The following is a 16,875-nucleotide window of genomic DNA, read 5'->3' on the forward strand; positions in this document are numbered from 1 at the left end:
ATCCGGACGCCGCGGCATTCTGCAGATGACTCCAGCCGAATATTTCGATCTGGTGGACAAGTCGGGGCGGATGACGCGGTCGGATAAACGGGGAGCCATCGATGCGGATCTTGCGCCGATGCTGCTGCGGATCGGTGCCAATCCCGACGCGTGGCTTGAAACCGTCTCCCGCTTCGGATCCAAATTCCGTCTCGCCGCCGGCCTGGTTTCCAATCTACGCAATTTCGCAGATCAGCTCGGCAGGCGCTGGCTCCAAGGCGAGGCGACGGCGCGAGCTGCCTTCGCATCCTCGCCGCTGCAATTGGCCTGACACCATTTGCACCCAGCAGTGCGATCCTCTACAGATCTGCTTTAAGCCGCCCGACCGATTTCGGCATCGTTTCTACGATGTCCTCCACACCCGCCAGTGACAGCCCAACCAGTCTGATCCAGCGGATTTGTTTCACCAATTGTCACCGCGCATTTCCTCAACCCTAAATCTCAGCTCCTGCCGCTGAGGCTCAGAAATGTATAGAAATAATGGGTGTCCACATTTTTATCCACGTTTTTACCAGATTGCCCTTTATTCGAAGCTAGGCCGCACCCCGTACCGAGATCAGATCAGAAAATTGCAGCTTGTTCGGACTATCCACTCGACGCCGATCCAAAGCGGGGCAGCCCATCCAAGTCGCGTCTCTGATTCCCGGCAAGAATGAGCCCTGAATGCCTTCAGCTTGCTGTTGACACCCCCGACTGCGAATGCTAGGTTTGTGGCAAACGTAACACTGTCTTACGCAAGAGATTCGCAAGAAGGATAGAGGGGTTGAGCGCGATCGGTTTCGATCTCCTCCGTCTCCTTTTGGACTTTGGCAGTCGTGGCGCTTCTTGCACTGCGTTTGACCCCGCCCCTGCTGCGCTTTGATCCCGGCCACGGCGACCAAATCCGAGAGGGCTCCGAAGAGAGCGGCCTGGATGCGCAACTGATGCGCGCCCCTCGGCAGTGAACGGTTACTTGGCGTCGCCCCCAATCAATCCAACCGCAAGGAGGCTCCACATGAATGTCAAACTTTCCAACGGAAAAGAAATCCCCGTCGAGATGCACAAGGTGCGCATCGTGCAGAAGACGAGGCTCGTGCCAGCCAGAGAAAGGCTCATCGCCCTGGACGAGGGGGGATACAACACCTTCTCTCTTCGAACCAAACACATCTTCATCGATATGCTCACCGACAGCGGGACCAATGCCATGAGTGACAATCAACTGGCCGCAATGATGGTATCGGACGACGCTTACGCCGGCGGCGAGAGCTTTTACAAACTGGCGGATGCCATCAAGGACGTCTTGCGCTTCAACTGCGTTCTCCCGGTGCATCAAGGTCGTGCCGCGGAGCATCTCTTGGCGAAGGTCTTTGTGAAGCCCGGCGACATCGTCCCGATGAATTATCACTTCACCACCACCAAAGCCCACTTTGAGCTGGCAGGCGGCACGGTTCTGGAAATCTTCACCGACGAGGCACTGAACACTCAGAGTACCAATCCATTCAAGGGAAACCTGGATCTGCAGAAGTTCAAAGACACCATTGCGAAACACGGGGCGAACAAGATCCCTTTCGTTCGCATGGAGGCGACCACGAACCTGCTCGGCGGGCAGCCTTTCTCTTTGGCCAATCTGCGCGAAGTGAAGCGGATTGCGTCGACCTATGAAATTCCGCTCCTGTTCGACGGCAGCTTGATCTCGGAGAATGCCTACTTCATCAAGCAGAGAGAAAAGGGATATGAGGACAAATCGATCCAGGAAATCCTCTGGGAGATGATGAGCCTGGTGGATATCTTCTATCTATCCGGCAGAAAGAGCAGCTGTGTCAGAGGCGGGTTCATCGCCACCAACAACAAAAAATATTTTGAAGAGCTGAAGCCCTGGCTCCCGGTGTACGAAGGGTTCCTGACTTATGGCGGGATGTCGAGCAAAGAGATTGAAGCGATGGCCGTCGGACTTCGTGAGATGACTGACATCGATGTGGCCGGCAGTGCGCCGGAGTTTGTAAAGTACTTCGCGGGGCGGTTGATTGAAAACGAAATCCCGGTCGTTACGCCTCCGGGCGGCTTGGCCTGCCACTTGGATGCCAAGCGATTCCTCCCCCACCTGCCTCAATCACAATATCCCGCAGGAGCCCTGGCCGCAGCGATCTACCTTGCTTCGGGCGTGAGAAGCATGGAGAGAGGCACCATATCCATGGATCGCGACAAGAACGGCAACGAAGTGTACTCGGATCTGGAGCTCGCGCGCCTTGCAGTTCCCCGTAGAGTGTACACGATGTCACAGATCGAGTACATCGTTGACCGTTTGAATTGGCTGTACCAGCACCGGGATCTGGTCAAGGGTTTGATGTTCGTCGAGGAGCCACCGGTGTTGCGCTTCTTTTTCGGACGCTTGAAGCCGCTCGACAACTGGGGCTTTGAGCTGTGTGAGGCTTTCAAAGAAAACTTTGGCGCGAATTGCTGAGGGCAAAGAGCTTACTCACTTAATATACCATGCCGGGAGGGCTTTCCCGCAGGGTGCCGGAGTCCCGGCACGGTCAACAGAGTTGTTCCTCGCGCGCAGGCCCGGCGTTGTAGCCGGGCCTCGAGCCCAAAGTGCATCCTTACTTAAGGTCCATAATCCCTCGCTCATACTCGCCCTACCGCATACTAATACGCTTCGCGCCGCTGTTGCATTCATAGCAATTGTGGGCTGGGGCTTCGGCACAGCTAGCGCTGGCCACGCTTGCACTCCACAGGCTCCTGCCACAATTGCAGCTTGTTAGGACTATCCACAGCCGCGTGTCGATCCCAGCCCAGGCAAAGATCAGGAATTCGGTGAAGAATGCAGAGTCCCGTATTTTAATCGCGCGCCCTCTCTGAATGGGCCTACGCATAGAAGAGGTGTCCTCTTGCAGTCTTGGATAAAGCGGCTGACCACTGTGTGAATAACATTCTCAGGATTTGCCCGCGACATGCCGATATAATGGTTTCACGAACTGCGTTCCCCCCGCGAAGTGCGTGATACACCAAATCTCACATTTGAAAATGCAGCTCCATCGGGCTGTAGGCTGAAACTGGATGACAGCAGCTCAGTTTCATCATGCGACTATTTCTATCCCGAGGAATGGTGATGAAGAACTTTGCGATCAGGCTGTTCTCATTTTTGCTTCTCGTTGCGGCGGCTGTGCAACTCTGCCTCGCGCAGGGTGGAACCGCCCCTTCCCTCTCCGGATCGGTTGTCGACCAAGCCGGCAAAGCAGTGCCGGGGGCACAGATCAGGATCATCAACGAAAGCACGAGCGCGGAGTACCAGGCCGTCGCCGCTCGAAACGGGACCTTTTTCATCCCGGCTCTCACCTCCGGCACCTATGCCGCCAACGGCTCCGCAGCGGGCTTCAAACAGGCGGTCGTCAAAGCGATCAAGATTGACGCGGGCGTGCCCGCCACCCTCCGCATTATCCTGGAGGCAGGGAGCGCCGGCGAGAGCGTCATTGTGGATGCCGGAGCCGGAGTGGTTCAGGCGCAATCAGCTGATGTTACGGAAACGATGACAGCCGGCCAGATCTCCGGCCTGCCGCTGGCGAGCCGCAATACAACCGACCTCCTCGTTCTGCTGCCGGGTGTCAATACGACAGCTGGACCGCGCGTCTCGACCTTTACGGGCCTGCCGTCCGCCGCGATCAACATCACAATCGACGGCATCAATAGCCAGGATAACTACAGCAAATCAGGCGACGGCTTCTTCAGCGCCATTAATCCGCGCCTGGACGCAGTCGGAGAGGTCGTCGTTTCGCTCGCTGCTCCGGGAGCCGGGAGTGCCGGCCAGGGCGCAGTTCAGGTCAGGTTCATCACCCGCTCAGGCAGCAGCACTTTCCATGGCAGCCTGTACGAGTATCACCGCAACTCTGCCCTCAATGCGAACTATTGGTTCAACAACCGCGACCTGACGCCTCCCGCAGGCGTCACCTGGACGCCTGACTGGAAAGCTCCGAATGCCCGGTTGCTGCTCAACCAGTTCGGCGGCCGCGCGGGCGGCCCTATTACGTTGCCAAAGGCGCTCTTCGGCCCACTGGGATTCGACGGCCGGGACCGCGCTTTCTTCTTCGTAAACTACGAGGAGTTCCGCCAACCTTCCGAGCGGACGCGTTACAACACGATTTTCAGCCCATTGGCGGAACAGGGCATCTTCCAGTATTCTGCCTCTCTAAGCACCCGCCAAGTGGACTTGCTGCGACTGGCAAGCTCCAACGGACAGACGGCCACCATGGACCCGACCATCCAGAAATTGCTCGCCGACATTCGTCATTCGACTGCCGCCGGCAGCGTAAAGGCGCAGATGGATCCCAATTATCAATCGTTCATGTTCACAAACAGAGGCCTGGAGTTGTGGCGATTCCCTACTGCCCGTCTTGACTTCAACCTGACGAGCAGGCACCGCCTGGAGGGAAGCTGGAACTTCTCGCAGCACGTTCCCGGCGTGGATATGCGTAACGGCCTGGACCCCGCCTACCCGGGATTCCCGAATTTCGGCACACAGGGATCGAACAACTTCACCGGATCCGTGGTGCTGCGTTCCACATTGAGCACAAGGCTCGTCAATGAGTTGCGCGGCGGCCTCAGCGGGGGAACCACGCTGATAGATGCCAACGTGGATGCCGGGACCTTAGGCGGACCTGTCGGCAACCAGGACGGCTTTGCCTTGAACCTCAGCACAGCAGGCATCAGCAACGCCTACGTCATCCGAACCGCTGGCCGCCGCAATTCGCCGGTTCAGACGATCGAAGATACTCTGAACTGGACGCATGGATCCCACGGCTTCAGTTTCGGCGGTTCCTTCACAAATGTGAGCATGTGGACCTGGGACCAGTTCGTGGCGCCGGCCATCAGTTTTGGTTTGGACAGCGCCCCCGATCCGGCGGCCTTCATGTTCAGTGCAACCAACGGCATGATGAACTTCCCGGGAGCATCGTCATCGACGATCAGCAAGGCGCGCGATATGTACGCGGTCTTGACCGGACGCGTAACTGGTATCAGCGGTGTCGGCTTCCTGAATGAAAACACCAACCGGTACGAGTATAACGGGCCGCACGTCGAGCGCGCCCGGCAGCGCGAAGCAGGCATGTTCGTGTCGGATTCCTGGCGCCTGCGGCCCGGACTCACACTCAACATCGGCCTGCGCTGGGAGGTTCAGTGGCCGTTTGCCGCTCTCAACAACATGTATTCGACCGCCACGATCGCGGATCTCTGGGGGGTATCCGGGACAGGCAATCTCTTCAAGCCGGGCACGATCACCGGCGCGGCCCCGCAATTCGTTCAATACCAGGCCGGCGGCCCGGCTTACGGGACTGATTACAAGGTGCTGGCCCCCAGCTTCGGCTTTGCCTGGAGCCCTTCTGTTCACGGCGGCGTGTTCCATCGCCTCCTCGGCAGCGCCGGCCAGTCAGTGTTCCGCGGGGGCTATGCGATTTCCAGCTACCGCTACGGCATGTCCGACTACTCCTCCGTTTTCAGCGGCAATCCAGGGGCCACGGTCAACGCCATGCGCGGCGTTGCTTCCGGGAACCTCGCCGGCACCAGCGAGACAGGAAGCTATCCGGTTCTGTTCCGTGAAAAAAGCCGTCTCGGCCCGCCCTCAATTCCCGAATCGCCGGCGTACCCGCTTGCGCCCTCCTTCTATGATTCGATCAACGTCTTTGACCCGAACCTGCGCATGCCCTACGTTCAGTCCTGGATGTTCGGCATTCAACGGGAACTGACCAGGAATACGGCGGTCGAACTGCGTTACGTGGCAACACGTAACCTCCAACCCTGGACTGCGATCAACCTCAATGAGGTGAACATCATCGAGAACGGCTTCCTCGATGAGTTCAAGAACGCGATGGCAAATTTCCAGGCCAACATGGCGGCGGGACGCGGAGCTAATTTCAGGTACTACGGGCCCGGGACGAACACCAATCCGCTGCCGATTACGCTTGCCTACCTGAGCGGTATCCCCAAATCACAGGCCGATGATGCGACAAAGTACACTTCCTTCAGCTTCAGCAGCAGCACCTTCATCAACACGCTCGCAAGGACCAATCCGAATCCGTATGCTTATCAGCAAAACCTCTCGAACAATTCGATGAGTCGTACATATGCCTTGAACGCTGGCTTGCCTGCCAATCTCTTCGTGGTGAATCCGGCTGTCGCATCCGGCGGCGCCTGGATCGAAACCAACGGAGGCTTCGACCGCTATGACGGTTTGATGGTGGAATTGCGTCGCCGCATGGCCAGGGATCTGCTGGTGCAAGCCAACTATACCTTTTCCAAGAGCTTTTCAGGCGATCGGTACTCGTTCCGTACGCCGTGGGTTAAGACTCTCGGCACGATGCTGCCGCATGCCTTCAAGGTCAACTGGATCTATGAAATGCCTGTCGGCAGAGGAAAAGCACTTGCCCCGGAGGCTTACGGGCTGATCGAGAGCTTGATAGGCGGCTGGGAATTCCACGGCGCCGGCCGTTGGCAGAGCGGCAACCTGCTCGATTTCGGCAATTACCGGCTCGTTGGGATGACCATGCGCGAGCTTCAAGACGCCGTCGGGCTGCGTTTCGATGACGTAAACAAACGCGTCTATTATGTGCCTCAGGACATCATCAATAACACTTACATGGCTTTCAGCACGAGCGCCACCAGCACGACGGGTTATAACAGCGGGGTTCTCACTGGGCGCTATTTTGCGCCTGCGAATTCAGGAGGTTGTATCCAGGTTGTCGAAGGCGACTGCGCTCCGCAGAACATCTTTGTCAGAGGCCCCAGGTTCATGCGCTTCGACCTGGGCGTTGTGAAGAGACTCAGATTTTCCGAGTCCAAGAACCTCGAGCTGCGCGGGGAATTCCTGAACGCCTTCAACCGCGCTAACTTCTATGGCGCTACATGCGTGGGCGGAAGCCTCAGTTGCGGCATGGTAACGTCGGCATATACTGATTTGGTCCAGACTCAGGACCCGGGGGGACGCCAGATACAGCTTGTCGTCCGTTTCAACTTCTAGCATTCATCTGGCTTACAGAACTACAGGTCAAACAAGAGCGAACAACCGGCCTCGGAATTCGGGAGGTGAGTAGCCTGTCCCGCGAATTGTTACTGAATGACCTTGGCGGACTTGATAAGGATCGTCTGGACCGGAAAAGTCGCGAACACGCCCTTGGGCGCGGTTTTCACGGCAGCGATTTTCTCCACGACATCCATGCCCTCGATTACCTTGCCGAATACGGCATAGCCGGCATCGGTGGCAGTCGGATCCAGGTGGGAATTGTTGCTCAGGTTGATGAAGAACTGCGAAGTCGCGCTGTTCGGATCATCGTATCGCGCCATCGAGAGTGTCCCCTTCAGATTCTTGAGCCCGTTCTTCGACTCGTTCTTGATCGGCGGCAAGGTTGGTCTGGGACTCAGATCCGCGTTATAACCTCCACCCTGTATCACGTTGGCGTCGACGCGATGAATGATGGTGTTGTTGTAGAAGCCTGCACTGACGTAGGCGATGAAGTTTTTCGCGGTGATGGGGGCCTTGTCTGCAAAAAGCTCGACTTTGATTGTTCCCATCGAGGTATCCAAGGAGACGACGGGGTTTGCGACTTTGGCCGCTGCTTTATCCGACTTCGTCGCTTGTCCCGAGGCCACTCCTGTCATAGGCAACGAGATCACGATTGCCGCTAAGATCAAACTCTTCTTGCTGAGCATGCTTGATGCCTCCTTGTCTGGTGCCTGGGCGAAATGAGCTGCCCTTCTTGCCCCATGGTCCATGCGAAACCGGGCGTGCGACCGTTAATCCCGGGGAACTCAGTTTCCGATATGGGCAGCTATATCTACCTTGGGCGGTCTGCCGCCGCTCCCCGGCGTTCAAAGCCATCACAGTGGGGATTCTACCCCAAAACGCTTTTGCAGGATAACCAATCGCCCACACCGCTGCCTGCAGGGGAGATTACTGCGAGCTCGTCTCTCTAATCTGCATTCAGATAAGCAAAATAGATTTCGGGGACAGGCGCCACAGCCTCGAAATCTTTTGCAATTGGCGGAATCCAGGTTCTTTTGCCCAGTGTTCGTTATCGGGCAGATGCCGTCCCATGGGCGGACGGTTGATCGCAGGGCTTCGACGAGGCTGCATGTTCAGTGATGATCGAGGGCTCTGGCTAAGTGATTATTGTAGAATATGTTAAGGCCAGAGCTTTCAAGGTGCCCAGGATTATTCTCGCCGAACAAGACCAACAGACTCTGGCATGGCGGTTGCCTTCACTGGAGCAGAGCGCCGTCCGGCGCCGGCAAGGGCAGCCGGCGGCCTATGCCCAAGCCAGGGGGAATCATGAAAAAAGACCGCATGCGAGATGTGTTTCATGCTCCGCCGAGTACGGAATACTGGGATGCCAAGACCCGGGAGGGCTGGAATCTGATTGCCGCAGAATGGGAACGCGATGCCGGAACGGCAGGCACGGAAGGTCCGTGGATTGAAGAGGTCCCGTATGGAATGAAAGTGGCTGGTGATTGCCTGCACCTGGTCGAGAACGCGGAAGAGAGAGAAGCACTCGTTCTGATGCTCGAGATGATCGTGGCCGACAAATCTTTCTCGGAGGTGGCCGAGTGCGTGAACAACCGCGGATTCCGCACTCGTGCAGGGACAAAGTGGACCCAGGTCGACATCTTCGAACTCATGCCGCGCATGGTGGATGTCGCTTCACGGATCTACCCGACGGACGACTGGTTGGAACGCAGGAAGCGCATCTTCAAATTCGCCCGTTAGCGCGCCGGATGCAATGACCCGGATGTTCACAGAGATCTTCTTCTCGACGATGGCTTTTATCTCAGCACCCCTACGGCCCAGCTGGCGCGCTGCTTGAAGGTGCTTCGAGTCTCTGTGCCCGTGTGGCTGGGAATTGCAGCCACAAAGGCACAAAGACTCAAAGCTGAAGGGACATGTCTAGAAGTTGATGCGCACGACGAACTGGATCAGCCGTCCGCCAGGATCATTAGTGGTCGAAATGTCCCGGTATGCGTTCGTCACTCGTCCGAACGTGTCGCCGCCAACACCGATGCCCGTTGAGGCGTTGTTCGGGCTTCCGACCATGAAGTTGATATTGTTGAAAGCATTCAGGAACTCGGCACGAAATTCGAAGCCGGCTCTCTCGTTAAACCTGATTTTCTTGATCAGGCTCATATCAAATCGGACGAATCCCGGACCGTAGAGAACAAGATTTGGGAAGCCGCACTGCCCCGCGGAGACTTCGACACAGTTCGCGCTCCCGGCGGGAGCGAGGTAACGGCCCTGGGGAACGCCCCGAGTGCTGTAACCGGTGGAGCTGGTTGCGCTCGTGTTGAACGCCAGAATTGTGTTGTCGACGAGGTCCTGGGGCAGGTAGTAGGCAATTCCACCCGGAGCGTCGAAGCGCATCTTGACCGCCTGCTGGAGCTCGCGTCGAGTTATGCCCACGAGCTTGACGCTAGTGGTGTTCGAGATACTGACGCTGAAGGGAGCGCCGGTCTGAAGCCGGGCGGTGCCTTGGTACGACCAATTGCCAAGCAGGGTGTTGACAAAACCGCTGGTGTTCAAGAACCTTCGGCCGTGGCCAACGGGGAAGTCCCAGATCCAGTCGGTCTTGAAGGCGTGGGTGAGGACGAGCGAATTCGGAGTCTTGTACCACTGCGCCCGCAACGAAGGTGAGTTGAGCTGGTAGCCCCGGGCCAAGGTATAGCTGCTCTGCACCAGCAATCCGTGGGACAACCGGCGACGCAGTTCCACGACCCCGGCATCATAGTAAGAATGGCCGCCGTTGCCCACGTACGATGCGCCGCCCTGCAGGCCAGGATTGGTCAGGAAGAAGTTCCGGGCCAGTCCGGCCGTGAGCGCGTTGGCTGCGCGCGTGGAGTTGTTGTAAAGATTGTTGGCAAACGTATAAGGCGCCGGGTTAGCTGCAGCCAACGGGTTCACAAACGTACTGTTGGTGAAAAGGCTGGAGGTGTACTTCGCCGGATTGTTGACATCGGCGCCGGTGAGCCCGCTGAAATATCCGAGTATGGCCGGCAGCGGCGACGTGCCGGTCACGCCGGTGTAAGCAAACGTGTTCCCCTTACCCCCCGCGATGTTCGCCTGCAGGTTGGCCATGGCCAGCTTGAATTCATTCAGAAAACCGTTCTCAATGATGTTTACTTCATTGACATTGGTCGATGAGCGCATGGCAAGGCCGCGGGTTGCGACATAACGGACTTCGACGACCATATCGCGGGTGAGCTCGCGCTGGAAACCGACATTCCAGGACATGACATACGGCATCCTGTAGTTCGGATCATAGACCGAGACACCGTTGGTCAGGGCTCCGGTAAATGGGTAGGTTGGGGCGCTGACGAAGCTGGGAGCGTTGAGCCGGTCGCGCTGGCTCAGGAGGACGGGCAGCTTGTCGCTGCCGACATTCGTGACCAGGTTGCCGAGAGTCATGTTGCGGGATGCGGTGATGCTCGGACCGGGATTTCCGGAGACGGTGCCGAACAACGTGGTGATCCCGTCGCGATTGAAAGACATCGAGTAGCCGGCGCGGAACACGCTCTGTCCCGAGCTGCCGAAGATCCACTTGACGATTTTAGCGTCCGATTTCGGACTCCAGGCGACTCCCATGCTTGGAGCGAAATTGCGCCAGAGCGTACCGTAGGGTTGATCCCCCTGCCTGAACTGGATGAATTGGGTGTCGCGGCCGGCAAGCGTGCCGGGCTTGAAAATGTTCCCCGGTCCCGAGATGCCGTAGATGTCCGCCAGCGTGGCGGTCGACAGGCTGTCGTTCTGCGAGGTCACTGGATTCTGTATTTCCCAGCGCAGACCGTAGCTGAGCGTCAGGTGCGAGGTCGTCCGCCAGGAATCCTGGGCGAAGAAACCCCACTCCCGCATCTGGCAGCGTTGGGTGTTGTTGCCCAGATAGACATACTTGTTGGTCTGTTCGTCGAGTAAGGCGTTGGCTCCGATCTGGGTAATGCTTCCGACGAGCACCGCATAGATCCCTTGAGCCTTTGAGGTGTCTGCGGAAGCAGCGCCGGGGAAGTTTGCTGTCGTGAAAAGACTGGATGCCGGGTCCGTGGTATCCACGCCGAAGGTGATGGTCGGGGCCATGGTGCTGTTTGAGCTGAAATTCGTTATGTTGGAGAGGCTCCCGCCCACGTTGAAGGTGTGCGTTCCGCGCGTCCAGCTTAACGTATCGTTGAACTGCTGGATCGGCGTGTTGCGGCGGCTCGGGTTGGGACTGACCGTTGCATTGGTGATCCCATCCGCGCCGCTGATGGAGAGATTGAATCCTCCCTGATTGGCGACCGGCCCGGTGTAGATCGCCGGAGAACTGTCACCATTGAACACGACGGTGCCGCCGGAAAATCCGAACCTGGCTTCGTTGACCAGGGTCGGCTTCAGAGTCGAGCGCAGCGCAATCGTATTCGAGAATCGCGTTGAGATCTGGCTGCCGTGACTCGGGAAGCCCGGGAAAGCCGGGGCGCCGTTGTTGAGGAAGTCCACAAAGGTGTGGTGCTTCTGGGGAATATAAATGTCCTCAATGTGATGTTTGTTCGACAGGTTGAAGTCCAGGCGCAGCGTAGGGAACTGCCGGACTTCCGCTCCGCTTGGAGTATAGGTATAGCGCTGGATATTCGGATCCGCGATCTTGTTCGGATCCGTCACCACCTCCACGCTGCCGGTGGTTGCGGTCGCGCTGCGGATGTCGGCCAGCAGTTTCGCAAGGGTCGGGTCGATGGTCGAGGGCCGCCCCGCATTGGCCGCCAGCGCCATCAGGTCAACCTGCCGGATCGACTTGGAACCGCCGCTGGACACCAGATATTGAAAGATCCCTTGCTGGGTCAGCGGATGCAGGATGTTGCGCGTCTGCGAAACCTGGTTGGGAAGACGGAATTCCTCGTAGTTGGCGAAGAAAAAGGCTTTGTCGTGGCCGTCGAAGCTGAGCGGGCCGAAGATCTTCTTTGGAAGCCATATGGGTCCGCCGACACGAAAGCCGTACATGTTCAGCAACACCCGGTCGCGCGGGGCCTTGAAGGTCCTGGGATCGTCATTCAGCCCGGGACGCATGTCACGATTGTTGAACCAGTAGTTGGCGTTGAGCACCGGATTCCGGTGATACTCGTAAAGGCTGCCATGGTAATCGTTGGATCCTTGGCGAGTAACCATCTTGATCTGTACGGCGCCTTCGCCGGCACTTTCTGCACCCGGCGTCGCAGTCGACAGCGTTACCTCCTCAACTGCATCGACCCGGGGGTAGAGATTTGTGTAGAATCCGTCGCCATTCTTCGCAGCGTTGTCCTGGATGTTGAGCCCGTCCAGGGTCATATTGATCGCGGCCTGCGGCAGCCCGTTGAACGTGGAGGTGCGCGGGCGGCCCGGAGTGGTGGTCCCCGGCAGGTTGAGAAGCAGATCAGTCGCGTTGCGTGAGGTAAAGGGCAGCTCGAGGATCTGGCGGCCGATAATCGTGGTGCTGACATTGGCCGACTGGGTCTGCAGCACCTCGCCGGCGCCCAGCACGACGACGGTTTCGTTCTGTGAGCCGAGCTCCAGGGTAATCTTGACCGAGGCCGGAGTTCCGACATTCAAATTCACGGTCTTGACTACCGCCTGTTTGAATCCCGATCGGTTTACGGTGACCGAGTAGGTGCCGGCATTGAGTGCGGGCACGGAAAACGTGCCGTTTTCCGCGCTCACGGTCTTGAACTCGGCGCCGGTCCCTTCGTTCTTGACGGTAATGTCGGCACCTGGGACAACCGCACCGGTTGGGTCGATGACCAACCCGGAGAGGGAGGATGTCGAAGTGACCTGCGCCAAATTCGGCAGGCAGGCAAAGGCAAGGAAGATCAGCAGAAAAACTGTTCTGAACGGAATTTCTCTCATACCAGACTACCTCCGTGGGATACGCAACTCGTTGTGTCGATGCAGAACGACCGGACACGCGGGCGCGTGCTGCTTCTGTGCCTCCAATCTAAGCACGGCAGCCGAGAACTGGATGAGCGGACAGAACAGCGACAGACCCCTGAGGGCCGCACCTTTGCAAGTCCAAGCCGATGTGTCAGTCCCAGAACAAGCTATACTCCAAGCTAACTGAATTTGAGGCAGTATAAGACAATTCTAATCGTATCGACACAAAAATGTGGGGGTACGGAGGAGAACGCGACCGAAGGAGATTCAGTTCGTCTTCCTGCGGGATCAGTTTCACTGTGGGCAACGCCACCGATGAGGATGTGGCTGCGGTCGAATGGGTCGATGGTTATGACACCGATGCGACAGGGAATGCCCGTCTTGGACACCGGCGCGTGCAACTGCCAGGTCTTTCCGGCATCGGCGCTTCTGCAAATGCCGACTCCAGGATAGGAATCCGCGGAGAGATTCTCCTCGCCGGTGCCGCAATAGAGGATGTTCGGGTCGGTAGGATCCATCGCCAGCGAACCGACATTCAACACGTCCTGGCTGTGCCAAAGGCACGTCCAGGTTTTTCCGGCATCTTCACTCTTCTAGACACCGCCGCCGGCGGCGCCTACCCAAATCCGGTTCGGATCGGCCGGGTGGGCGATGATGGACGTAACGCGGCCGCCGATGTTGGTGGGCCCCACGCACTGCCACTGCGCCTGAGGTGTCGGCGCCGCAGGGGGAACGGGACGCGGCATGCGTTTGCGCTCGCGCACCAACTCTTCGACCGAAGCCTCGCGGATGGGCCAGGCCGCTCGCGCCTGGAACCAGGAACTCCGCCGCTTATGAGTGGAGAGAGCACGCCGCCCGACGCGCGGACCTTCGCCCACAACCGCAGGAGCGGTCTTCTTCCTTGCCATATTGGCCTCCCTTCCAGGAAATGAAATCAGTCCAATACAGAAAAGATCGGGCAGAAAGCGTTTTGGGGTTGTCTTGGAATGTGGTTTTCCCGCGCGCGGGTGTGTGTCGCCAAATCTCCGTAAAGATGCAAATTCACGCAGCTAATGCGGGCGCCGGGTGGCACCTCTGCACGATAGATCTGGGCCCATGTTGCCATTTTTCGTTGGCTCCCTTACCTGCTTCAACGTGTTCTCCTGTTCCCGCTACAAACCTGGCCTTGAAATCCTCGCTGTCTGTTTGTTACTGGAGTGCCGAGACCCTCTATCCGGCAGCGTGGTTTTCAATCATGGCCGCATTTTCAGCTCCGAAGAGACGGCGCAAGTTGACAGATTGCCTCTTATTCGGAAGCTGGAGGCAGCGAGTCCAGACCCGAAATGACAGCTCATTCTTCCTACCACTCGGTTGACCGGCAATAAATATCGCAGAGGTTGCTGGAGTATTCCGGTGTCAAAACGATGCCTTTAATCGAATCGATAATCTCAATTAATTGATATATACTGGGTCTATCTTGCCCAATCAAGGTTGAGCCATATCTTGGAGGGAACACAAGCAGGATCATTCACATTCATTTCATTGTCCCTACCTCGGTGGAAATCCCGTCTTCAAGATTGAAGGCTGAGATGGGTGTTGCACGTCGCCTGGGGCGACACCCGAGCTTATGATGATATTAAAGTACTTCCGATGGAATCGTGGATGCGAGGACCTATGAAACATAGGAATCTCTTATGGGCGATCCTGGGATTGTGCATCATGACGGGTCGTGCGGCTCATGGCGCCGGCGCGGAAGTTTGGGTCGAGATCCGTTCTCCAAACTTTATCGTGATGAGCAACGCACCCGCCAAACAAGCCCGCCGGGCGGCGGATCGATTGGAGCAATTTCGCAATGTCATCCATGTGTCTCTGCCCAAGTTGCGGATCGATCCCGGAATGACGCTGCGAGTCTTCGCGGCGCGCGATGAGGCCAGTTTCAAGGCGCTTCTGCCGCGTGAGTTCCTGAAAAAAGGCATGACGCAGCCGGCAGGTATATTTCAGGCGGGGCAAGAAAAGAACTTCGTCCTGCTGCGCCTCGACCTGCCGTCGGAGCAGGGCTATCACGTCATCTATCATGAATATGTTCACATGGTCATGAGACTGAATTTCCGCACGCTGCCGGTCTGGCTCTCCGAGGGATTTGCGGATTTTTTCGGCCAGGCGACCCTCTCTGATTCGGAATCGGGGATCGGCCGGCCGAGTCCGCAGCAGATCGAGACTCTGCAAAAAGGGCAGTTGATGCCGCTGGATGTCATGATGGCGGCGGATCACGACTCGCCTTACTATCGCCAGGAGAATAAGAGCGGATTATTTTATGCGCAATCCTGGGCTCTCACCCATTACCTGATGCTCGGGGACAAACGAGCTCATACCGGACAACTGATCCAGTATCTTGACCAGATTCTCTCGAATGTGCCGGAATCCCAGGCCGCGGAACGCGCCTTTGGCGATCTTAAAGTCCTGCAGCAGAAGCTTGACCAATATGTACGTCCATGGGCTTCTACTACTACCGGGTGGCTACCGGCCTCAAGGCCCAGGAAGCCCAATACTCCACCCGAACCCTTGAGCATGCGGAATATCTTGCGGCAAAAGGGGACCTGATGGCGCACATGGGACAGAACGATGAAGCGAAGGCCGCGATCGAGCAGGCACTTCAATTGGATCCGCGCAACGTGACCGCTCACGAGGCCATGGGCATGGTGAGTTTACGCGGGAAGGATCGGGCGCAGGCCGCCAAATATTTCTCGGCCGCGGCCGATCTCGGCTCCACGAGTTGTATGGCACATTATTACGCCGCACAGTTTGCGTACGAGCAGGGAAACGCCGAAGGATTGGGGCGAGCGGAAGGCTATCCGCGCAAGGCGATACAGATCGACCCGCAATACGTGCCCGGCCTCGACATGCTCTCGCGGATCCTGGTGCTCCGGGAGGAGAAACGCCCGGAGGCGCTCGAACTGGCAAGACGCCTCGCCGCGATCGAACCGGCGGTGATCACTCACCAGATTCTCATCGGCAACATCCTCCTGGCAATGGAAAAGCTGGATGAGGCGAACAGCCTGGGCCAACACCTGGTGGCAATTGCCCGTGCCGAGAACGACAAATCGCTCGTCAATTCATTTCTCGCCTCGGTACGATCGCGCCAGAAGCTCCTCCTCGAAATGCAACAATGGGCCGAGGAACAGAAAAGGCGGCTCAGTAAGACGGTGGCGCCTCCCCCACGCCCCAAGGAGGAGGTGCCCGCAGTGGCCGCAAGCGCGTTGCCACCAATAAAAACAGGCCCGAAGTTCAAAATCTCCGGCGTGGTCCGGTCGGTGAAATGCAGTGATCCCGCGATCATGGATGTGGTGCTCGATGTCGAAGGCAATGGAATCAAGTTGCGCGCGCGTAACCACTACCAGGTGCAGTATTGGGCGGTAGATAGCGCAGGCAAAAACAACTTTCAGCCATGTTCGGAACTTCAAGGGAAAAAAGTACAAATCGAATACTTCACTGCACTGCAACAGCAGTTTGTCGGCTGGATTAATGCGATTTGGATCGAGAAATATGGCCCCTGGCGCATGAGAGAAGCTCCCAGCAGGAATGCAGGAACCTGAGGTTCTGAAAAAGGCCTCGAAAAATGGCCCCAGGTCTACGGAGGCCCATTATTTTAGTGTCAAAGGCAGATGATGTCACCTGCCCACTCAAGTGTCGGCCTTTTCTTGAGCGATCGACCTTATTCAAGGAGTAGCGGTTGATACAGTCCAGTTTGAACGGCAGGATCGCGGCTTTCTGCAATCCGTTGATCGCGCAGAGATAAGTATTGTGTTCCGAATGGCGCTTAATTAAGGAAATAGAGTGCGACCCTAGGAGTCCGTCCGAGAATTGCGGTTTGAAGGCATATTGTCGCCCTGGAGCTGCCTTATGCAGCGATCCGCCAGTCAGTCGAACATGTCAGATTGCAGAATGTAATTTTGCGTCACTCGCGGTGTGGACTGTGAGTT

Annotated in this window: 9 protein-coding genes; 6 read left to right on the plus strand and 3 right to left on the minus strand. The window is 57.4% G+C overall.

Annotated features, from left to right (window positions below; genetic code table 11):
* From LAP85_27445 to LAP85_27455, 3 genes are all read left to right on the plus strand, one after another.
* Positions 1–310: hypothetical protein (locus LAP85_27445; protein MBZ5500147.1), on the plus strand; the 310-nt coding region annotated here is incomplete at its 5' end.
* A gap of 723 nt (positions 311–1,033) precedes the next feature.
* The gene (locus tag LAP85_27450) at positions 1,034–2,479 is read left to right on the plus strand and encodes a tryptophanase (protein MBZ5500148.1); all 1,446 of its coding nucleotides are present in this window, start codon (positions 1,034–1,036) and stop codon (positions 2,477–2,479) included.
* 648 nt (positions 2,480–3,127) lie between these two features.
* Positions 3,128–7,024, plus strand: a complete 3,897-nt coding sequence (locus LAP85_27455) for a carboxypeptidase regulatory-like domain-containing protein (GenBank protein MBZ5500149.1) — start codon at positions 3,128–3,130, stop codon at positions 7,022–7,024.
* A gap of 89 nt (positions 7,025–7,113) precedes the next feature.
* Here LAP85_27455 and LAP85_27460 read toward each other — a convergent pair whose 3' ends face one another.
* On the minus strand, positions 7,114–7,713 hold the full coding sequence (locus LAP85_27460) for a peptidylprolyl isomerase (protein ID MBZ5500150.1): 600 nt from the start codon (positions 7,711–7,713) through the stop codon (positions 7,114–7,116).
* Positions 7,714–8,332: 619 nt separating this feature from the next.
* On the opposite strand from LAP85_27460, the gene LAP85_27465 reads away from it, so the two are divergent.
* Complete coding sequence (locus tag LAP85_27465) at positions 8,333–8,767, plus strand: hypothetical protein (protein ID MBZ5500151.1); 435 nt, start codon at positions 8,333–8,335, stop codon at positions 8,765–8,767.
* A gap of 177 nt (positions 8,768–8,944) precedes the next feature.
* Here the strand turns inward: LAP85_27465 and LAP85_27470 are convergent, their stop codons facing one another.
* Both LAP85_27470 and LAP85_27475 read right to left on the minus strand, forming a co-directional pair.
* On the minus strand, positions 8,945–12,892 hold the full coding sequence (locus LAP85_27470) for a carboxypeptidase regulatory-like domain-containing protein (GenBank protein MBZ5500152.1): 3,948 nt from the start codon (positions 12,890–12,892) through the stop codon (positions 8,945–8,947).
* 617 nt (positions 12,893–13,509) lie between these two features.
* Complete coding sequence (locus LAP85_27475; protein MBZ5500153.1) at positions 13,510–13,824, minus strand: hypothetical protein; 315 nt, start codon at positions 13,822–13,824, stop codon at positions 13,510–13,512.
* 745 nt (positions 13,825–14,569) lie between these two features.
* Here LAP85_27475 and LAP85_27480 point away from each other — a divergent pair.
* The gene (locus tag LAP85_27480; GenBank protein MBZ5500154.1) at positions 14,570–15,496 is read left to right on the plus strand and encodes a DUF1570 domain-containing protein; all 927 of its coding nucleotides are present in this window, start codon (positions 14,570–14,572) and stop codon (positions 15,494–15,496) included.
* The gene (locus tag LAP85_27485) at positions 15,388–16,488 is read left to right on the plus strand and encodes a tetratricopeptide repeat protein (protein MBZ5500155.1); all 1,101 of its coding nucleotides are present in this window, start codon (positions 15,388–15,390) and stop codon (positions 16,486–16,488) included. Before LAP85_27480 ends, LAP85_27485 begins: the two co-directional genes overlap by 109 nt.
* Positions 16,489–16,875 lie beyond the last annotated feature (387 nt).

The sequence above is a fragment of the Terriglobia bacterium genome (assembly GCA_020072565.1).
Lineage (GTDB): Bacteria > Acidobacteriota > UBA6911 > UBA6911 > UBA6911 > JAFNAG01.